This is a genomic window from Nocardia sp. NPDC058640 (assembly GCF_042716995.1).
Taxonomy (GTDB): Bacteria; Actinomycetota; Actinomycetes; order Mycobacteriales; family Mycobacteriaceae; genus Nocardia.
In genome coordinates this window covers 350,361-368,313 of the sequence record NZ_JBHXRG010000001.1, presented here as the reverse complement: position 1 = coordinate 368,313, position 17,953 = coordinate 350,361, and the positions used below count along the sequence as shown (strand labels likewise).

At 65.7% G+C, this 17,953-nt stretch carries 19 protein-coding genes and 2 tRNA genes; 10 read left to right on the top strand and 11 right to left on the bottom strand.

The features are described from left to right. Nucleotides 1-3 precede the first annotated feature (3 nt). From ACFWU5_RS01845 to ACFWU5_RS01820, 6 genes are all read right to left on the bottom strand, one after another. Nucleotides 4-447, bottom strand: coding sequence for a DUF6941 family protein (locus ACFWU5_RS01845; RefSeq protein ID WP_379240601.1), 444 nt, complete (start codon nucleotides 445-447; stop codon nucleotides 4-6). Continuing rightward, nucleotides 444-893 (bottom strand): helix-turn-helix domain-containing protein, encoded by a 450-nt coding sequence (locus ACFWU5_RS01840; protein WP_379240602.1) that lies wholly within the window; start codon nucleotides 891-893, stop codon nucleotides 444-446. Before ACFWU5_RS01840 ends, ACFWU5_RS01845 begins: the two co-directional genes overlap by 4 nt. Next, complete coding sequence (locus ACFWU5_RS01835; RefSeq protein WP_379265789.1) at nucleotides 880-1,404, bottom strand: hypothetical protein; 525 nt, start codon at nucleotides 1,402-1,404, stop codon at nucleotides 880-882. Before ACFWU5_RS01835 ends, ACFWU5_RS01840 begins: the two co-directional genes overlap by 14 nt. Before the next feature lie 87 nt (nucleotides 1,405-1,491). Then, complete coding sequence (locus tag ACFWU5_RS01830) at nucleotides 1,492-2,004, bottom strand: hypothetical protein (protein WP_379240604.1); 513 nt, start codon at nucleotides 2,002-2,004, stop codon at nucleotides 1,492-1,494. A 54-nt stretch (nucleotides 2,005-2,058) separates the two neighbouring features. After that, the gene (locus tag ACFWU5_RS01825) at nucleotides 2,059-3,201 is read right to left on the bottom strand and encodes an epoxide hydrolase family protein (protein ID WP_379265788.1); all 1,143 of its coding nucleotides are present in this window, start codon (nucleotides 3,199-3,201) and stop codon (nucleotides 2,059-2,061) included. A 58-nt stretch (nucleotides 3,202-3,259) separates the two neighbouring features. Beyond that, the gene (locus tag ACFWU5_RS01820) at nucleotides 3,260-4,414 is read right to left on the bottom strand and encodes an alpha/beta hydrolase fold domain-containing protein (RefSeq protein WP_379265787.1); all 1,155 of its coding nucleotides are present in this window, start codon (nucleotides 4,412-4,414) and stop codon (nucleotides 3,260-3,262) included. A gap of 73 nt (nucleotides 4,415-4,487) precedes the next feature. On the opposite strand from ACFWU5_RS01820, the gene ACFWU5_RS01815 reads away from it, so the two are divergent. Then, nucleotides 4,488-5,453: a LysR family transcriptional regulator gene (locus tag ACFWU5_RS01815; RefSeq protein WP_379265786.1), complete on the top strand. Its 966-nt coding sequence runs from the start codon at nucleotides 4,488-4,490 to the stop codon at nucleotides 5,451-5,453. Nucleotides 5,454-5,568: 115 nt separating this feature from the next. Beyond that, nucleotides 5,569-6,168 carry a CAP domain-containing protein gene (locus ACFWU5_RS01810; RefSeq protein ID WP_379265785.1) on the top strand — a complete coding sequence of 200 codons (600 nt, stop codon included), beginning with the start codon at nucleotides 5,569-5,571 and terminating at the stop codon, nucleotides 6,166-6,168. Here the strand turns inward: ACFWU5_RS01810 and ACFWU5_RS01805 are convergent. Further along, nucleotides 6,165-6,803, bottom strand: a complete 639-nt coding sequence (locus tag ACFWU5_RS01805) for a hypothetical protein (protein WP_379265784.1) — start codon at nucleotides 6,801-6,803, stop codon at nucleotides 6,165-6,167. The genes ACFWU5_RS01810 and ACFWU5_RS01805 overlap by 4 nt on opposite strands. A 75-nt stretch (nucleotides 6,804-6,878) precedes the next feature. Continuing rightward, nucleotides 6,879-8,162, bottom strand: a complete 1,284-nt coding sequence (locus ACFWU5_RS01800) for a hypothetical protein (RefSeq protein WP_379265783.1) — start codon at nucleotides 8,160-8,162, stop codon at nucleotides 6,879-6,881. 171 nt (nucleotides 8,163-8,333) lie between these two features. Here ACFWU5_RS01800 and ACFWU5_RS01795 point away from each other — a divergent pair, with 171 nt between their 5' ends. Beyond that, a complete protein-coding gene (locus ACFWU5_RS01795) occupies nucleotides 8,334-8,537 on the top strand; it encodes a cold-shock protein (RefSeq protein ID WP_379240611.1) in 204 nt (67 codons plus the stop codon). On the opposite strand, the gene ACFWU5_RS01790 is transcribed toward ACFWU5_RS01795, so the two are convergent. After that, complete coding sequence (locus ACFWU5_RS01790) at nucleotides 8,534-9,316, bottom strand: MHYT domain-containing protein (RefSeq protein ID WP_379240612.1); 783 nt, start codon at nucleotides 9,314-9,316, stop codon at nucleotides 8,534-8,536. The two genes, ACFWU5_RS01795 and ACFWU5_RS01790, sit on opposite strands and share 4 nt — an antisense overlap. A 420-nt stretch (nucleotides 9,317-9,736) precedes the next feature. Between ACFWU5_RS01790 and ACFWU5_RS01785 the strand changes: the two genes are divergently transcribed. Continuing rightward, complete coding sequence (locus ACFWU5_RS01785; protein ID WP_056812000.1) at nucleotides 9,737-9,940, top strand: cold-shock protein; 204 nt, start codon at nucleotides 9,737-9,739, stop codon at nucleotides 9,938-9,940. A 77-nt stretch (nucleotides 9,941-10,017) separates the two neighbouring features. On the opposite strand, the gene ACFWU5_RS01780 is transcribed toward ACFWU5_RS01785, so the two are convergent. Further along, the gene (locus tag ACFWU5_RS01780; protein ID WP_379265782.1) at nucleotides 10,018-10,821 is read right to left on the bottom strand and encodes a DNA polymerase beta superfamily protein; all 804 of its coding nucleotides are present in this window, start codon (nucleotides 10,819-10,821) and stop codon (nucleotides 10,018-10,020) included. A 133-nt stretch (nucleotides 10,822-10,954) separates the two neighbouring features. On the opposite strand from ACFWU5_RS01780, the gene serA reads away from it, so the two are divergent. Next, nucleotides 10,955-12,553 carry a phosphoglycerate dehydrogenase gene (serA, locus tag ACFWU5_RS01775; RefSeq protein ID WP_379240614.1) on the top strand — a complete coding sequence of 533 codons (1,599 nt, stop codon included), beginning with the start codon at nucleotides 10,955-10,957 and terminating at the stop codon, nucleotides 12,551-12,553. 117 nt (nucleotides 12,554-12,670) lie between these two features. Further along, entirely contained in the window at nucleotides 12,671-13,678 is a 1,008-nt protein-coding gene (locus tag ACFWU5_RS01770; RefSeq protein ID WP_379240616.1) for a 3-isopropylmalate dehydrogenase, read from the top strand. 156 nt (nucleotides 13,679-13,834) lie between these two features. Here ACFWU5_RS01770 and ACFWU5_RS01765 read toward each other — a convergent pair whose 3' ends face one another. Next, nucleotides 13,835-15,013: an MFS transporter gene (locus ACFWU5_RS01765; protein ID WP_379266199.1), complete on the bottom strand. Its 1,179-nt coding sequence runs from the start codon at nucleotides 15,011-15,013 to the stop codon at nucleotides 13,835-13,837. A gap of 279 nt (nucleotides 15,014-15,292) precedes the next feature. On the opposite strand from ACFWU5_RS01765, the gene ACFWU5_RS01760 reads away from it, so the two are divergent. The 4 genes from ACFWU5_RS01760 (at nucleotide 15,293) to ACFWU5_RS01745 (ending at nucleotide 17,946) form a co-directional block, all read left to right on the top strand. Continuing rightward, on the top strand, nucleotides 15,293-16,066 hold the full coding sequence (locus ACFWU5_RS01760; protein ID WP_379240617.1) for a fumarylacetoacetate hydrolase family protein: 774 nt from the start codon (nucleotides 15,293-15,295) through the stop codon (nucleotides 16,064-16,066). A 20-nt stretch (nucleotides 16,067-16,086) separates the two neighbouring features. Next, nucleotides 16,087-17,562 (top strand): glutamate--tRNA ligase, encoded by a 1,476-nt coding sequence (gene gltX, locus ACFWU5_RS01755; RefSeq protein ID WP_379265781.1) that lies wholly within the window; start codon nucleotides 16,087-16,089, stop codon nucleotides 17,560-17,562. 201 nt (nucleotides 17,563-17,763) lie between these two features. Next, nucleotides 17,764-17,835 (top strand) — tRNA-Gln (locus ACFWU5_RS01750). Between the two features lie 38 nt (nucleotides 17,836-17,873). Continuing rightward, nucleotides 17,874-17,946 (top strand) — tRNA-Glu (locus ACFWU5_RS01745). Nucleotides 17,947-17,953 lie beyond the last annotated feature (7 nt).

The window sequence follows — 17,953 nt, the reverse complement described above, 5'->3', positions numbered from 1 at the left end:
CGGCTACTCGGCGGCCGTCCGTTCGTTCGGCAACGGTTCCATCACGCGAAACTGGTACGAGGTACGCGACTGCGGATCGTTGTCAGCGACAGCCTGGAACTCGTATCCGCCTGGGGGCGTAGGCATTCCTGCCGGAATCTGAACCGCGAATTGGATCCGGACGGATTCGTACTCTGCCAGATCGTCGGCGCGGCCACCGTCCAATCCGACGTCGACGCGGATCACCTCCTCGTCGAGATCTCCCCTGAACGGGTTGCCCGCGCCGTCGCAGAGAGTGATCACTATTTTGTGTGGTCGGTCCGCTTCGTCACGCCCGAGCTCGGCGAAACCTAGGACGACGAATCCCCGGACTGGGTGAGATATCCGTGTCCAGCCGGCGCCGAGCGCGCTGATCTTGCCGTTCGGCGCGTCTTGAGCCGCATCGGCGAGCAGGATCGTCAACTTCACCGGAGCCCTCCGGTCGACGTTGTGGTGTCGTTCGTGTGTGCGGGTAGGTGTCCGCGCAACGGCACCCAATGGTCGGCGATGTGGCGGTTCGTGACCGGCTCATCCGTGGAGCGAGCGTTGCCGCGGCGTCGTCGGTGGGAGCTCTGGGGATACGACGGCGTGCCGTCCTCGATAGGCGTCAGGGTAAGGCTCAGCGTGTAGCCATACGCACGCGCATACTTTGCCAACGCGGCCACAGTGACGTTGCCGTCGCCGTTGAGGACCTGTGAAACGCGACCTTCCGACACTTTCAGCAAGTCGGCGATCTGCTTCTGTTTCGGGCCTGACCTCGTGCTCAGCCAGCGGAACAGTCGAGACACCTCCGCTGTCGCAGACGCTGCCGCCAGTTCGATCGCGCCCTGTGCCGTGGCCGCGTACCGCGCGTACTCGGTGTCATTGTTTGTCATGACCGAGGTCCTCCGTCCGTACTTTTCGTGCGAACCCGATGTCGCTGGGCTTCGCGAGTCTGCCCTTCTTCGGCCAGCCGTTACACAGTCTGATCTGTGGATCGAGGTCTGGGATGAACCAGGTCGCACTGTCGGGATAGGGGGCGCTGTCTCGATCGCGAAGCTTTCGCTTCGGGGTGTGTGACCCGTCGCCGGGTGTGTCGTAGAAGGCGATTCGAGCTCGACCGGCTTTGAACTCGAATATGCCGTCTTCGAGTCCGTTCATCGACTCGCTTCGGTCGCCTTCGCCGTGCTCGGCGTAGTACTGCATCGTGTGCATCAGTTTGGCGTAGGTGTCGACTTGCTCGTCTGCGTGCATCCCATTTTCCTCGCCGCCTGCCCAGGTTCCCTCGCTGAGGTACGACATCACCTTCTTGGCGGGTGCCGTTGTTCCATCCGTACGCACTGCGTACGAGATGCGGCACCAATTGCCCTCGCAGACGGCCTCGCGCTCGAGCGGAACTTTAGTCAAGGCTAAACCATTTCTGCACGATTTCGCACGATCGTGACGAGATCGACCCGTGCCACCGCGCGCCTAGTTGTGTGAGTGTTCTGATCTTCAGCTTGCGAGTGCGGCGAGTTGGCCGACGCTGCCGCCGAGTAGGTGGCGGGCGCGGACCATATGGTCTGCGGCGGCGACGATTCGGTCGTGGTACGTGGTCGTGTCAGGAATTCCGTAGTGCTCGGCAAACCATCGGGCGACTTCGGTCCATGAGTACAGCGAGTAGCCATCGCCGCTCATCGGTGCAGGGAAGCCGCCGGGCCCGCGCTCTCCTTGTGCGAGGCGGCGGACGCCTTCGTATGTGCGGGCGGTTCGGCCTGCGATGGTCTTCAGGGCGACCAGGTTCTCTGTGCGGACGCCGACAACGGTGAAACCGGCAGCCTCGGCTTGGCTGATCGTGCTGACGATGGCCGACGCCAAAGAGTCGTCGCTGCGGTGAATATGCAGGACCGGGACGGTTCGGGGGCCGAATTCGGGTGTCGAGTCGTCGAGTCCGGCATCGTGCAGTGAGTCGAGTTCATCGTCGGTGGGTGTGCGATCGAGAACCAGGGTGAATTCATGGTCGCTCATGTGGTGTGACTGTACACCGGATGGTGCATAGTCACACCACATTGCTCTACTGGGTCACACCACCTTTGCGAAGAAGTCGCGGATGTCCTGGGCGAGTAGGGCGGGGACCTGGTAGGCGGCCCAGTGGCCGCCTGCGGTGTATTCGCGCCAGTGGACGAGGTTGGTGTGGTCGCGGTCGGCGAATTTGCGGGGTGGGGTGAAGTCGTCGCCGAAGGCGGCTAGGCCGATCGGGACGGTGGTGGGGGTGGTGGGGGTGGGGGCGTGGGCGCTTTCGAAGTAGAAGCGGGCTGAGGAGGCTGAGGTGTTGGTGTGCCAGTAGAGGGTGGCGTTGGTGAGCATGGCTTCGTCGGAGACGTTGTGGGCGAGAAGTTGTGCAAGCCAAGCGAGTTGGCCCGCGGGGGAGTCGGACAGGGCGTGGGAGAGGGTGTGGGGTTGGGCGCGTTGGGAGCTGTCGTGGATGGCGCGCTGGAGGTAGTTCTGGCCGAATTCCAGGGCGGCGTAATCGTCGGGGCCCAGGTCGTCGAATTCGCCGGGGGCGCCTACGGGGAAGGAGAAGATCTGGTCGACGTGGATGCCGATCACGTTTTCCGGTGCGCGCCTGCCGATTTCGGGGGCGATGATGGCGCCGGCGTCGTTGCCGTGCACGCCGTAGCGGTCGTAGCCCAGGCGTTCCATCAGGGTGGTCATCGCGGCGGCCATGCGCTGGGGGTTCCAGCCGCTTTCGGTGGTCGGGCCGGACAGGGGGAAGCCGGGGTAGGACGCGATGACCAGGTGGAAGGCGCAGGACGGGTCGAGGTCGGCGGCGCGGGGGTCGGTGAGTTCCGGGATGAGATCGAGGAATTCGACGAAGGAGCTCGGCCAGCCGTGCAGCATCAGCAGCGGCACCGCGTCGGGCTCGGGCGAGCGGACGTGCGCGAAATGCACTGTCTGGCCGTCGATTTCGGTGACGAACTGCGGCACAGCGTTGAGGCGCTGTTCTACTGCGCGCCAATCGAATTCGCGCCACTTGTCCAGTAGTGGTCGCAGGTAGGCGACGGGGACGCCGTATTCCCAGCCAGCGGGGATGGGAATCCCGACATCGACGGGGGCGGGGTCGGGGATGTCGCTCAGCAGGCGCGTGTTGGCGAGGCGGCGGGTCAGGTCGTGCAGGTCGGCGTCGGGGATGTGGAGGGTGAAGGGGGTGATGTCAGTAGTCATGGGATAACGGTGCGCCGGGGGGAATTTTCGAACAACGGGCAGAACCGTTGCGTGGGGATCACTTTCGCTTATCGGTGCTTTTCGCGAAGGTGCCGGCCCGCTCCATCGCCTCGTCGGCGTCGGGCAGAATCGACCAGAACGCGTGGAAAACGTGCTCCTCGGCGGCATAGGTTTCCAAGGTGATGTCGACGCCGCACGCGGTGGCTCGCTCGACCAGGGTGCGGGTCCGGTGACTGTGGATGTCGCCGCTGGCGATCTGCACCAGCAGCGGCGGCAGGCCCGTCAGGTCGGCGGTGATCGGGTCGTCGCGCTCCCATTGGGTCCGGTCGGTGCCGAGGTAGGCGGCTGTCGTTCGAAGGTAGAGGCGTTGCTCCCAGGATAGTTCGGCGGAATCAGCCTGTTGCGCAACATGTCCCGCGGCTGGACACAAAAGAATGGCGGATCGGGGCATTCGCCCGCCCGACGCGGCGATGCGCAGCAGGGTCGACAGCACCAACGCCCCACCGGTCGAATCGCCCACCAGCACAATGTCATCGGGGGCGGTGCCGCGTTCGCACACCCACTCGTACGTGCGCACAGCGTCGTCGAGGCCCGCCGGAAACGGGTGCTCGGGGGCAAGCCGGTAGTCGGGGACGATGGCGGTGGCGTCGGCGGCCACTGCCAGGCGACCGGCCAGGCCGCGATAACCGTACGCGGAGCCGAAAACCATTCCGCCACCGTGCAAGTAGACGATCGTCAACCCGGTGCGCCGCGCGGGACGCAGCTCGACGCCGGGCACGCCACCCGCGTTCACGGGGCGAATTTCCACCGAATCAGGTGGGGGATAGTGCGCGTAGATGCGTTCCAGTTCCGAGCGGATTCGCGAGAATTCCGCGTCGGCTTCACACATTCGCGCGATCGGCTCCCACAGTTGCCGCACGAGCACCGCGGCCTCGCCCGCGGCGTCGCGCACCGCCGACACCGCGGTATCGAGATCGGCCAGGACCAGGCGGGCGTGCGGTAGCAGGGCATCGCCCGCGGCGGTCATGCTCACGCTGTGGCTGTCACGGGCGAACAGTTGGGTGCCCAGCAGGCGCTCCAGCTGTCGGATCTGCCTGCTCAGCGAGGGCTGCGTGAGGTGCAGGCTGCGCGCGGCACGGCCGAAATTGAGCGCTTCGGCCACCGCGATGAACGCGCGCAGGTGACGTAATTCGAGGCCGGAGGGGGTGAACATCGTGGGCACCGCCGTTTCTGGAATGGCCGAACGCTATCACCGTAGACGGCTATACGCGCGGCGTATCGCAACAGTGCGCGATCGGAACTTCCTGCACGTCGCGGTCGGTGCGACAGTGGAGAAGACAAGGGAGAACACGATGGAACTACGCGATATCGAGATCCTGCTGACGCTGGCCGAGGAACTGCATTTCGGCCGCACCGCAACGCGATTGCATCTGTCGCAGGCCCGCATCAGCCAGTCGGTGAAGAGCCAGGAACGACGGATCGGCGCACCACTGGTGGACCGGGTCAACCCGCGCGCGGTGGGGCTCACGCCGCTGGGAATCCAGCTGGTCACCGAACTGCGACCCGCCTACCACCGCATCGTCCGCACCATCGATCACGCCCGCCTGACCGCGCACGGCGTCACCGGGGTGTTGCGGATCGGGTTCCAGCCGGGCGCCGAATACGAGCATTCACCGGCGGTGATCGCGGACTTCACCCGCCGAAATCCGGCGTGGCAGGTGCTGCTGCGACAGGTGGGGTTCGCTGATCCGATCGCCGCGCTCGAGGCAGGCGAGGCGGATGTGGTGTTCGCTCGGGCGCCGTTCGAACGGCAGCAGCACTATCGCGTGACAGTGGTGGCGACTGAACCGCGGTGGGTGATTCTGCCTGTTGGACACCGGCTTTCGACCGCGGCTTCGGTGCCGTTCGCCGAACTGCTCGATGAGGCGTTCGTCGCGCTGCCCGGCGAGACCGGGTGCGCGCGGGTGTTCTGGTTGGCCGAGGCCGACCGTGGGCGCGCGCCGGTGCGGGTGGCCACCGAGGTGAACGGGATCGGGGAGCTGGTCGCGGCGGTGGCGCACGGGGCGGGGGTCGGGCTGACCGCGGAGTCGACGCGACTGTTTCATCGTGATCCCGGGGTGGTCTTTCGGCCCGTCGACAGGATCGGGCCCTGTGAGTTGGTGGTGGTGTCGCGGCCCGCGGACGATCGGCCGGTGGTCGCGGATTTCCTCGGGGCCTGTGCGGGAGTCAATGCCATGAAGATCACGATCTGAGGTGTTGGTCGGGCGATTGTGATCGTTTGGGATGTCGGCGATCGAGCGGATCTCTCCTAGTCTGGTTGACGGTTCACCAAGTAATCAGCCTGGGTCGGGACTAGGACTGAAAGCAATGCGGAATCTTCGGAAAACGCTGGTCATCGTGGGTTTGTCGGCCGTGCTCGTTTCGCCTGCGGCGGCTGTGTCGGCCTTGCCGTTGCCTATTCCGATTCCACCGTTCGGGTCGGCGGGAGCGGGGTCGGCGGGTGCTGGTTCGTCGGGGTCGGCTGATCAGATGCCTCCTGGGTCGGCGGAGGAACCACAACAGCCGATGGCCGTGCAGGACGCGGGGACCATGCGTGCGCAGGTGCTCGGCCTCGTTAACGCCGAACGTGGGCAGCACGGGTGTGCGCCCTTGCAGGAGGACTCCCGGTTGGCGGCCGCGGCGCAGGCGCACGCCGATGACATGGCCGCTCGGGGGTACTTCAGTCACAGCTCACCGGAAGGTCTCGCGGCCGCGGATCGCGTCGCGGCCGCTGGTTACGCGCCCGCGCAGATCGTCGCGGAGAACCTGGCGGGTGGACAGCAGTCCGCGCAAGACGTGGTCGCCACGTGGATGGGCAGCGCCGAGCATCGCGCCAACATCGTGAACTGTCAGCTGGTCGACACCGGTGTCGGCGTGGGGTTCGGTGCGCAGGGCCCGCAGTGGGTGCAGGACTTCGGCACGCTCTAGGGCTGGGCTTCGCGGACCTTGATCGCGTCGCGGGAGATATAGACGTCGTATTCGCCGGGGGTGGCGATGACGGCGTTGCCGTAGGCGGAGCGGATGAAAGGGTTGGTGTACCAGCGGTTTTCGTTCATGTCTTCGAAGAAGTCGCGGTCGCCGCCGTTGAGCAGGACGTGGTCCTGGTTGGTGGCTTTGCCGTCGGTGCGTTGGCCGTAGAGGCGGCTGATCTTGTAGCCGGAGTGGAAGCCCAGGGCGTTGACCCAGGGTTCCAGCTCGACGATGTTGGACTGCAGGGTCCACTGGTCGCCGGTGATGCGGTGGGTGGACTGGGTGGTGGTGCCGTCTTCGTTGAACTGGGTCAGTTCGATGTCGAGTTGATGATCTTGGTCCGCAACGGGTTTCGCGATCACGTGCGCGGCTTTGATTTCGCCGGTCAATCCGAGATAGGTCTGCAGCAGGGTGGCGATCCAGAGCAGGACCACCGCTACCAGTAGCAGGGCGAGGCCGGGAAGTGCTCGGCCCGCAACAGCTTTGGGGCCGCGGCGGCGCGCGGACACGGCCATGATCAGCAGGGCGACGGCGAGGGCGATCAGTGCCAGGAGACCGACCTGGGCGAACCCGAAGGACACCGGGAAACTCATGATCTGGGTATACCCGAAAACAGCTGTCGCAGGCGCGGTCTCGCCGTTCCGGGATGGTCGATTCGGCAAGGAGGGTTACGGCTGCGGTGTCGCGGGGCGGTGACGCATCAGCGACCACACCGCGATCGCGCAGCCCAGCGCGACCACCATCGCGACGGCGCCGGGGCCGAATCCGCGATCTACCTCCGAGGTGCGGTACCACGACGAGGAGTAGGCCAGATGGCCGAAATCGCTGTCGCTGAGCGCGACTCCCACCGACGGCACGAACAGGGTCGCCAGGCCAACGACGCCCGCGGTGGGACTGATCGGCACCGATGTGCCAAGGCAGTAACCGGCGACCGCGCCCAGTGCCAGGCAGCCCAGCGCGGCGGTCAGGCCCGCGTGCGGGTGGACGATGTCGGTGGCGAACACGAAGCAGGCCAGGGCGAACACGCCGGCCGCGGCCACCAGCGGACGGGGCGTGCGGATGCCGAGCCAGAGGGCGACGGCGGTGGTGGCCAGGGTGGCCAGGTCGATCCAGCCCGAGCGCGGCAGCGTGACGACCAAGCTGCCCGCCACCGAGAAACCGCTCATCAACAGCAGCAGAATGCCGTCACGGCCGGGCAGAATCAGCGCGGCCACGACCGCGGCGGCGATGACCACGATCGCGGCGATGATCAGATACGGGGCGCTGGTCTTGTGCGCGGCCACGGCCAACGCGGTGACGATGGTGGTGGTGAAGGCGATCAGGGCGGCGAAAACCGGTGCCAGCGGGATGGCGTTTTCGGCGGTGGTGCGAGGTGGCGCCGGGGTGGTGAGCGCGAAATAGGCCAGGGTGAGCACGCTGGCCGCGATGAACCACAGCGGCATGGTGCCGCCCAGTGCGCCGCTCAGACCGTCGGAGTCCGCGTCGGTGGGGGACTGGGTGAGGTCACCGAGGATGGTGGCGCCGAGCATGGCGAAGATGTACACCGTGCGCAGCAGCGGCTCGCCCCACACCGCCACCGCCAGCGCGCCCACGACGATGCCCGCGAGCAGGGCATCGATGAAATTCAAGGTGGGTAGCGACAGCCCGTCGAGGCCGTCGGTGCTGCTGTTGGCCAGGGTCAGGTGGTTCAGCAGGATGCAGGCCAGCGCCAGCAGCGAGGTCCAACGGGCCGTGCGCACCCCGCCGATCGCCACGGTGACCGCGCCCGTGATCACCGCCATGAACGCCCCACCGGTCATCGCGCGCGGAACATTGAACACCAGCAGGTCCACGTGCACCGACGACGCCAACGACGCGAAACTGATCGGCAGCATGATCGCCAACACGGCCACCGACGTGGCGACGAAGATCGTCACGGCCTCCACGGCGCAGCGAACGGTCGAAGGGCGCACCGAATCTCCGTTCTCGCGCAGACCCGGTCCGGCGTGGACCGTACTTCGAGCTTATCCAGTGCGCGACCGGGGACAACGCTGTCGGCAATCCCCGGTCTTTCGTGTCGGACGCCCCGACGTGCGACGATGGACGAAACAGGCTGGCAGGCACAGGAATCGGAAGGTCGGTTGATGCCAAGCGGGGTCGTGACCTGGTTCGACAGCGGCAAAGGCTTCGGTTTCATCACCCCCGACGCCGGTGGTCCCGACGTGTTCGTCGAGTACACCGAGCTCGTGGGCGAGGGTTTCCGCACGTTGCGCGACGGTCAGCGGGTGGAATACACCGTCACCGAGACCCGGCGCGGCCCGGAGGCCCACAACGTGCAGGCCGGTTAGTTCTGGCCGCTGGGCCAGAAACGGCTCGCGCGCTGACGGTGGGCAGGCCTTGTCAGGCTGGGGTCCTCGGCTTCGGTGATGCCGACCTGCATCAGCAGGATCATCGTGATCATGCTGATGCAGATGATCAGTGGGGTCAGCAGCTGCGCGGCGGTGGCGCCGGAAGCGTGGTTGACCGTGGCGGTGGTGTGCGCGCTCATCGAGAACATGCCGGTGTAGTGCATGCCGCACACGGCCACGCCCATCAGCAGCGCGGCGGCGACGGTGGCCAGGATGCCGTGCACGTGCAGGGCGAACCACAGCGCCGCGGTGGAGGCGACCACCGCGATCACCATCGACACCGCGACCACGAGCGGGTCGTAGACGATCGCGATGTCGGTTTTCATCGCGTACATGCCCGAGTAGTGCATCGCGCCGACGCCCAGTCCGGTGATCGTGCCGCCCACCGGCAACGCGGCGCTGTCCCAGCTGCGACGCACCACGATCGACAGTCCCAACCACACCACGCCCATCGCCACCGCGGCGCTGAACAGGGTGACCGGGACGTTGTAGCGGATGGTCGCGCCGTGCACGGAAAAACCGAGCATGGCAATGAAATGCATGACCCAGATACCGGTTCCACCCAGTGCGATCGCGGCGGCGGTGAGCCAGCCTCCGTGGCTACCGGAAGCGCGCGAGCGAACCATGCAACGCAGCGCCAGCATCGACCCGATGACCGACATCAGATAGGCCAGCAGGGGCGTTACCCAGCCGTAAGTGAAATGGTTGATATGCAGCACTGTCAGCTCCTAGCGTGATTTTCCGTGAGCCGTGCGATCCCTCACGAACTCGGAAAATACGCTGGTAGAGAATTTGCCGTACTGGGTTTCTGGAAAATGTAAAGGGCCGCTGACGATGATGCGTCACTAATGCATAGGGTTCTCGATGGTGAAGCGTGCCAGTCGGTTTGGTGTGTGTGGCCAGCTAATCCGGCATCCGTGGAGCAACTACCTCGGCATACGCCCAGCATCCACCTCCATAGCGAGCTGGGTCACCTTCTGTGACACCTCCAGCTGGCAGCATCTGCGGGGGTTGCCTTGCTCACAGTTCGCACACTTTGCACAGTGGGATGTGGAGGAATTCGCAGATTCGTGGCAGAGTGGTCATCGAGACCAGGGCCGGACTATTAGGACCTAGCTCATCTACAGAAGGTTTTTGAAATGGCACAGGGTGTTGTTAAGTGGTTCAACGGCGAAAAGGGCTTCGGCTTCATCGCACAAGACGGAGGCGGCCCGGACGTCTTCGTGCATTACTCCGCGATCGGCGGCTCCGGCTTCAAGTCCCTCGAAGAGGGCCAGCGCGTGGAGTTCGAGGTCGGGCAGGGTCAGAAGGGCCCCCAGGCTCAGGACGTTCGCGCCATCTGATTCTGCGCTGAACAGCGTACGAATGTGAAGCTCCGCACCTGTTGGTGCGGAGTTTCTGCTTTGTCGGGGTAGGTCTACTACCTCAGCGCCTCCGCCCGGAAGAACTCGTCGGTGATCGCCCTGGCCGCAGTCAGGTCACGCGGACCGCGCGAGGCGAACTCCGCGGTCGCCCGTTCGAACTCGTCGGCGATGAACGCCGCGATCACCGCGGGCGGTTCCGCCATCCCCATCTCCCTGGTCCGCGACTTCAACTCGGTCAGGTCGGCGATCGCGGCGACCAGATCGGCGGGCAGCTCGCACTGCGCGAGCAGCGTCGGCAGGTGCATCGGCGCCACCGCGGCCCCCGGATGCTCGTGCAACCAGCGCAACGCCATCGCCGGACGCAACGAATAGAACACTTTCTTCAACCCGCCCTTCTGCGCCTGCAGTGCCCACTGGCGCATCCCGAGGTGCAGGTAGTGCCTGGCGATGCGGTCGCGGTCGGCCACCTCGGTGGCCACTTCGCGCAGTCGGGTGCGAAACGCCTCGTCGCCGCGGTAGACGATCGGCGACATCAACCACTCCACCAGCACAGCGTTGCCCGCGACCAGCAGACGCAGGGCCTTCGCCAGATCCCAGCCGTTCACGTCGAGCAGGCCGATCAGCGGGGTTTCGATGACATCGCGGGTGCGCCACGGCGACAGATAGGTTTCCAGGCCTGCCACGTAGACGAAACGGCAGTCGTAATCGGAGTCCGGGGAGGGGAAACCCCAAGCGCGACTACCACTTTCGATGGCCAACCGCACAGTCACGTTGTGCTGCGCGCACACCTGGTCGAGCACGGTGTCGACGGCGGCCACCACGGCTGGATCCATCGAGTCGGGGACAGTGCGCAAGGACATGAGGTGAGGTTAGCGGCGACAGGGCCCAGCGTTCACCCGGTTTTCGGGCAGGGGGGTAAGGACAGCCTGCGGTGGGCGACTATTCTGGGCGGCGGTAACTGCCGACCCCTCTCTTCACCAGGAGTACCCCACTGTGAGCCAAGCAGGCCGTCCAGTAGTTCTGATCGCCGACAAGCTCGCCCAGTCGACCGTCGACGCACTCGGTGACGGTGTCGAGGTTCGCTGGGTCGACGGCCCGGACCGCGCCGCCCTGCTCGCCGCGGTGCCCGACGCCGACGCGATTCTCGTGCGCTCCGCCACCACCGTCGACGCCGAAGTGCTCGAAGCGGGCAAGAAACTGCAGATCGTCGCACGTGCGGGCGTCGGCCTGGACAACGTCGACGTGCCCGCCGCCACCGAGCGTGGCGTGATGGTCGTCAACGCGCCGACCTCCAACATCCACACCGCCGCCGAGCACGCGGTCACGCTGCTGCTCTCGGCCGCGCGTCAGATCCCCGCCGCCGACGCCACCCTGCGTGAGAAGACCTGGGCGCGAAGCAAGTTCAACGGTGTCGAGATCTTCGGCAAGACCGTCGGCGTGATCGGCCTCGGCCGCATCGGCCAGCTGTTCGCGCAGCGTCTGGCCGCCTTCGAGACCAAGATCGTCGCGTACGACCCCTACACCTCGCCCGCGCGTGCGGCCCAGCTCGGCATCGAACTGCTGACCCTGGACGAGGTGCTCGAGCGCGCCGACTTCCTGTCGATCCACCTGCCCAAGACCCCCGAGACCAAGGGGATGCTCAACGCCACCACCCTGGCCAAGACCAAGCCGGGCGTCATCATCGTCAACGCCGCGCGCGGTGGCCTGATCGACGAGCAGGCCCTGGCCGACGCGATCAAGTCCGGCCACGTGCGTGCCGCCGGCCTGGACGTGTTCGAGACCGAGCCGTGCACCGACTCGCCGCTGTTCGACCTGCCGCAGGTCGTGGTGACCCCGCACCTGGGTGCCTCCACCTCCGAGGCGCAGGACCGCGCGGGCACCGATGTCGCCAAGTCGGTGCTGCTGGCACTGGCCGGGGAGTTCGTGCCCGGTGCGGTGAACGTCACCGGTGGTGCTGTCACCGACGAGGTCGCGCCGTGGCTGGACGTCGTGCGCAAGCAGGGCGCGCTGCTGGGTGCCATCGCCAACGAGCTGCCCGTCAGTGTCGAGGTGCAGGTTCGTGGCGAGCTGTCCTCGCAGGATGTGGGCGTGCTGGAGCTGTCCGCGCTGCGCGGGGTGTTCTCGGCGCTGGTCGAGGACCAGGTCACCTTCGTCAACGCGCCGGCGCTGGCCAAGGAGCGTGGGATCACCGCCACGGTCACCACTGCTTCGGAGAGCCCGACTCACCGCAGTGTTGTTGATCTGCGTGCGGTGTTCGGCGACGGGTCCACGTTGAATGTGGCCGGGACGCTGACCGAGCCGAACCTGGTCGAGAAGATCGTCAACATCAACGGGCGTAACTACGACATGCGTGCCGAGGGGTTGAACCTGGCGGTGCTGAACTACAGCGACAAGCCGGGTGCGCTGGGCAAGATCGGCACGCTGTTGGGTGAGGCCGAGATCGATATTCTGGCTGCGCAGTTGAGCCAGGATGTGGATGCCGAGGGTGCGACCGTGGTGTTGCGCGTGAACGCCGATGTTCCGGCCGCGGTGCAGACCGCGATCGCCGAGGCTGTCGGTGCTGCCAAGGTCGTTCTCGTAGACCTGGTCTGAGTTGTTCGTCCCGGTCAGCCGGGACATCGGCAGCTGCGCGCCGTCACCTCACGGTGGCGGCGCGCACCTGTATCCCGGCGCGGCATCGTCCGCCCCGACTTCGAACGGAGCTAGTTCATGAAGCTTGCAGTTATCGCCGGTGACGGCATCGGTCCTGAGGTTATTGCTGAGGCGCTCAAGGTGCTCGATGTGGTGTCGCCGGGGGTTGAGCGGACCGAGTATGACCTTGGTGCGGCTCGTTATCACCGGACCGGGGAGATTCTGCCCGAGTCGGTGCTGCCCGAGTTGAAGCTGCACGATGCGATTCTGTTGGGCGCGATCGGTGATCCGTCGGTTCCTTCGGGTGTGCTCGAGCGTGGGTTGTTGCTGAAGACGCGTTTCGCGCTGGATCACCATGTGAACCTGCGGCCGTCGAAGCTGCACTCGGGCGTCACCAGTCCGCTGGCGGGTAACCCGGATATCGACTTCGTGGTTGTGCGTGAAGGTACTGAAGGTCCGTACACGGGTACCGGTGGCGCGATTCGCGTGGGCACGCCGCATGAGGTGGCTACCGAGGTTTCCAACAACACTCGGTTCGGGATCGAGCGGGTCGTGCGCTACGCGTTCGCGACCGCGCAGGCTCGTCGCAAGCATCTGACGCTGGTGCACAAGAACAATGTGCTCACCTTCGCTGGGTCGCTGTGGCAGCGGACCGTCGACGAGGTCGCGGCCGAATTCCCTGATGTGACAACGGCTTACCAGCACATCGACGCCGCCACCATCCACATGGTGACCGATCCGGGTCGCTTCGATGTGATCGTCACCGACAATCTGTTCGGCGACATCATCACCGACCTGGCCGCCGCGGTCAGCGGTGGTATCGGCCTGGCCGCCTCGGGCAATATCGACGCCTCGGGTGTGAACCCGTCGATGTTCGAGCCGGTGCACGGCAGTGCTCCCGATATCGCGGGCCAGTCCAAGGCCGATCCGACCGCCGCCATCCTGTCGGTGTCGCTGATGCTGAACCACCTGGGTAACACCGAGGGTGCGGCACGCATCGAGTCCGCTGTCGCCAAGGACCTGGCGTCGCGCACCGGCACCGCCTCCACTGTCGAGGTCGGCGACCGGATCGCCGCTATCGTCTGATCCTGTACGTCAAAGGCTCGCTCCGGCTGAACGTCGGGGCGAGCCTTTGTCGTTCGCGGGTATCTCTGCGAATTGTCTTCGGCGAGTATCGAATACGGGTATTCAGCTGTGCTGGAGAGGATTTCGGATGGGGTGATGAAAGTAGTTGGTGGGCAGCTACTTTCGTGGGCTGCGCGGTACCAGCGGGATCGCGGCCGCGGCGCCCACCGCAGCCAAGGCGTAGACGGTGGGGAAGCCGGTGGCGGCGATGACGGCGCCGAAAACTGGTGGGACGAAGGCTATTGCGAGGTTTTGGCCGGTGTTCTGGATGCCCAGGCCTCGGCCGGACCAGAAGGGGCCCGCGATTTCGGCTACGGCGGTGAAGGCTAATCCGTTGTCGGAGACCGAGATCACCGAGGCGGCGACCATCAGGGGGACCGCGGCCCACCACCAATCGGTCCAGGTGGTCACGGCCAGGGCGGCCATGGTGATGGCGGCGGCGATGGCTACCTGGCGCAGGGGAGTCAGGCGGGAGCCGACGCGGTCGGACCAGGCGCCCGCGCCGATTCTTCCTGCGGCGCCCAGGAATTGGGTCACCGTCATCAAGGCGCCCGCGGCGGCCAATGACCAGCCCAGGTCGCTGTGCAGCCACAGCAGGCCGAAGGTCCACAGGGTGCCCTGGGGGATGACGAGCAGGATCGAGACGGCGTGGATGCGCCACAGGGTGGAATCACCGCGGTAGGGGTTGGCGCGATCGGCGGCCTTGGTGGGTGGGCGGTCCGGGTCGATCACGCCGATCAGGCAGCCGATCGCGGCGAGGCCGCCCATGATCGCGGGGACCAGCAACGCGGACGAGATGCCGTGGTGCTGGGCGACCCACGGGATGGTCATCGCGCCGATGCCGACACCGAGGGGCTGTGCGGCCTGGCGGATTCCCATCGCCACGCCGCGTCGGTCCGGCGGAAACCAGCCCACGATCAACCGGCCACTGGCGCTGTTGGAGCTGCCGGCGCCCATACCGCCCACGAACAGCAGCGCGGCGAAGGCAATCGGGCTGTCCACCAGGGCCGCGCCGACGCCCGCCACGCACATCAGCAGTGCTCCCGCCACCAGCGCGACCCGTTCGCCGATCTTGTCGACCACGTACCCCCAAGCGATCAGGGTGCAGACCAAACCCATGGTCGGCAGTGCCACCAAAGCCCCCGCGGACGCCAGCGAGTCACCGCGAGCGGTCAGCGCCGGCAGCAGGAAGGGCGTGCCGTGGATGAAGATCGAACTCGAGGTCTGCGCGAACACACCGAGCGCGAGCATCAGCCACCGTCTGGAATCACGGATCTGCGCCACGTCCACGATCATCACCTCGCTGAATTGCACGATTGCGTCTCAGTATTTGAGATTGCAGTCTCATTGGCTGAACATCGATGCTCACGGTACACCGATGACCCGTGGATGTGTCGCGTGCCCGAGGTGTCTGACAGGTCACACTGCGCGGTGCGCGAATTGCGTAGGCGGGCAGCGTCTTCGAATCACATCGGTGTGAGCTTGCCCGCACCGCGCGTGCGTCGCTATCGACCGTGCCGTGTCCCGTCGCGGGCGCGTTCGGGCAGGTAGTCGCGCCTCGATAGACTCCCTGCCATGCGCTTAGGTCGAGTAGCCAGTCCCGATGGAGTCGCGTTCGTCAGCATCGAAGGCGACGGAAGCGATGCCACCGCCAAGGAGATCGCCGAACACCCGTTCGGCTCGCCGACGTTCACCGGACGGAGTTGGCCGCTGGCCGACGTCCGCCTGCTGGCGCCGATCCTGGCCAGCAAAGTGATCTGCATCGGCAAGAACTACGCCGCACACGCGGCCGAAATGGGCGGTGTGGCACCGGTGGATCCGGTGATCTTCATCAAGCCCAACACGTCGATCATCGGCCCCAACGCGTCGATCATCCTGCCGCCCAGCTCATCTCAGGTCGACTACGAGGGCGAGCTGGCCGTGGTGATCGGCCGTCCGTGCAAGGACGTGCCCGCCGCCAAGGCCGCCGAGGTGATCCTGGGTTACACCGTCGCCAACGACGTGACCGCCCGTGATCAGCAGCGCCACGACGGCCAGTGGACGCGGGCCAAGGGCTACGACACGTTCTGCCCGCTGGGCCCGTGGATCGAAACCGCCCTCGACCCAACCGATCTGGAGATCACCACCGAAGTCGACGGTGAAGTTCGCCAACGCAGCCGCACTTCGCTGTTCCTGCACGACATTCCGGAGATCATCGAGTGGATCAGCTCGGTGATGACGCTGCTGCCCGGTGACGTGATCCTCACGGGCACACCGGAAGGCGTTGGTCCGTTGCAGGCCGGTCAGAGTGTGTCGGTCACCGTCGAGGGCATCGGCACCCTCACCAATCCTGTTGCCACCAAGCGCTGAATCCAGCGGAGAAGGAAGTCATGACTGAAGTTCGCGTCCGTTTCTGCCCGTCGCCGACCGGCACGCCGCACGTGGGCCTGGTCCGCACGGCGCTGTTCAACTGGGCGTACGCGCGCCACCACGGCGGCAGCTTCGTGTTCCGCATCGAAGACACCGATGCCGCACGCGATTCCGAGGATTCCTACCAGGCACTGCTGGACGCGCTGCGCTGGTTGGGACTGAACTGGGACGAGGGCCCGGAGGTCGGTGGCCCGTACGAGCCGTACCGGCAGTCGCTGCGCCGCGACCAGCACCTGGACGTGGTGCGCAAACTGCTCGAGGCCGGCGAGGCCTACGAGGCGTACTCGACACCGGACGAAGTCGAGGCCAGGCACCGCGCGATCGGTCGCGATCCGAAACTGGGTTACGACAATTTCGACCGCGATCTCACCGCCGAACAGATTGCCGCCTATAAAGCCGAAGGACGCCCCGCGGTAGTGCGTTTGCGGATGCCCGACGAAGATCTCGGGTGGAACGATCTGGTGCGCGGAGAAACCACCTTCAAAGCCGGAACCATCCCCGATTTCGCGCTCACCCGTGGCAATGGCGACCCGCTCTACACCCTGGTCAATCCCGTCGACGACGCCATGATGCGGATCACTCACGTGTTGCGCGGCGAGGATCTGCTGTCGTCGACGCCGCGTCAGCTGGCGCTGTACGCGGCGCTGCAGCGCATCGGGGTGGCCGAGTTCACGCCCGAGTTCGGTCATCTGCCGTTCGTGATGGGCCAGGGCAACAAAAAGCTGTCCAAGCGCGATCCGGAATCGAATCTGTTCCTGCATCGCGACCGCGGATTCATTCCCGAGGGTTTGCTGAATTATCTCGCGCTGCTGGGTTGGAGTATCGGCGAGGACCGCGATGTCTTCTCGATGGCGGAAATGGTCGCGGCATTCGATATCTCGACCGTGAATTCCAATCCCGCGCGTTTCGATCAGAAGAAGGCCGACGCGATCAATGCCGAGCAGATCCGTCTGCTCGAGCCCGCCGATTTCGCGGAACGTTTGCGCGAATATCTGACCGCGCAGGGTCACATCGGCGCCGACATCGACGAGAAGAGCTTCGCGGTTGCCGCCGATCTCGTGCAGACCCGGATCGTGGTTCTCGGTGACGCGTGGGGCCTGTTGAAGTTCCTGTTCGTGGCGCCCGAGGAGTTCGCGATCGATCAGGCGGCAGGCAGCAAGAACCTCGGTGCCGAAGCCGACGCGGTTCTCGACGCCGCTATCGCCGCTGTGGAGCCCTTGGGCGAGTGGACCACCCCCGCACTAGAGGAAGCGCTCAAAAAGGCGCTCATCGACGATCTGGGGCTCAAGCCGCGCAAGGCCTTCGCGCCGGTGCGGGTGGCGGTGACGGGTTCGCACATCAGCCCGCCGCTGTACGAGTCGATGGAACTGCTGGGCCGTGAGGCTTCGCTGGAACGTCTGCGGGCCGCCCGTGGTTGGGTGCCTGCCGCGCAGTAGCTGCGGGAGCGGGTGCGGGTGCGGGTGCGGCGAGGGTGTCGCATCCGCTCAGATGGCTCGAAAACGGCCGAAAAGGGCCTTCTGACCAGGCGATTTGTAGTTTACCCCCTAGTGTTTGGTAATCTTCTCATCGCCGCGGAACACGGCCTCGCAACACCGACAACCACTCGGTGGAGATTGCAAGGTGGGCGTTTCGATCTTTGGGGTATGGTGTAATTGGCAACACAGCTGTTTCTGGTACAGCCATTCTAGGTTCGAGTCCTGGTACCCCAGCAAGGTTTCACACTCGGTTAGATTTGTGAGATCGTCCTGGCCCCGTCGTCTAGCGGCCTAGGACGCCGCCCTCTCAAGGCGGTAGCGCGGGTTCGAATCCCGTCGGGGCTACAAAGCA

Bases quoted from the DNA above. Each gene is read 5' to 3' on its own strand.
- ACFWU5_RS01840 (WP_379240602.1), bottom strand. From the start codon at position 893: ATGACAAACAATGACACCGAGTACGCGCGGTACGCGGCCACGGCACAG.
- ACFWU5_RS01830 (WP_379240604.1), bottom strand. From the start codon at position 2,004: ATGAGCGACCATGAATTCACCCTGGTTCTCGATCGCACACCCACCGAC.
- ACFWU5_RS01825 (WP_379265788.1), bottom strand. From the start codon at position 3,201: ATGACTACTGACATCACCCCCTTCACCCTCCACATCCCCGACGCCGAC.
- ACFWU5_RS01820 (WP_379265787.1), bottom strand. From the start codon at position 4,414: ATGTTCACCCCCTCCGGCCTCGAATTACGTCACCTGCGCGCGTTCATC.
- ACFWU5_RS01810 (WP_379265785.1), top strand. From the start codon at position 5,569: ATGCGGAATCTTCGGAAAACGCTGGTCATCGTGGGTTTGTCGGCCGTG.
- ACFWU5_RS01805 (WP_379265784.1), bottom strand. From the start codon at position 6,803: ATGAGTTTCCCGGTGTCCTTCGGGTTCGCCCAGGTCGGTCTCCTGGCA.
- ACFWU5_RS01795 (WP_379240611.1), top strand. From the start codon at position 8,334: ATGCCAAGCGGGGTCGTGACCTGGTTCGACAGCGGCAAAGGCTTCGGT.
- ACFWU5_RS01785 (WP_056812000.1), top strand. From the start codon at position 9,737: ATGGCACAGGGTGTTGTTAAGTGGTTCAACGGCGAAAAGGGCTTCGGC.
- ACFWU5_RS01780 (WP_379265782.1), bottom strand. From the start codon at position 10,821: ATGTCCTTGCGCACTGTCCCCGACTCGATGGATCCAGCCGTGGTGGCC.
- ACFWU5_RS01770 (WP_379240616.1), top strand. From the start codon at position 12,671: ATGAAGCTTGCAGTTATCGCCGGTGACGGCATCGGTCCTGAGGTTATT.
- ACFWU5_RS01765 (WP_379266199.1), bottom strand. From the start codon at position 15,013: ATGATCGTGGACGTGGCGCAGATCCGTGATTCCAGACGGTGGCTGATG.
- ACFWU5_RS01760 (WP_379240617.1), top strand. From the start codon at position 15,293: ATGCGCTTAGGTCGAGTAGCCAGTCCCGATGGAGTCGCGTTCGTCAGC.
- gltX (WP_379265781.1), top strand. From the start codon at position 16,087: ATGACTGAAGTTCGCGTCCGTTTCTGCCCGTCGCCGACCGGCACGCCG.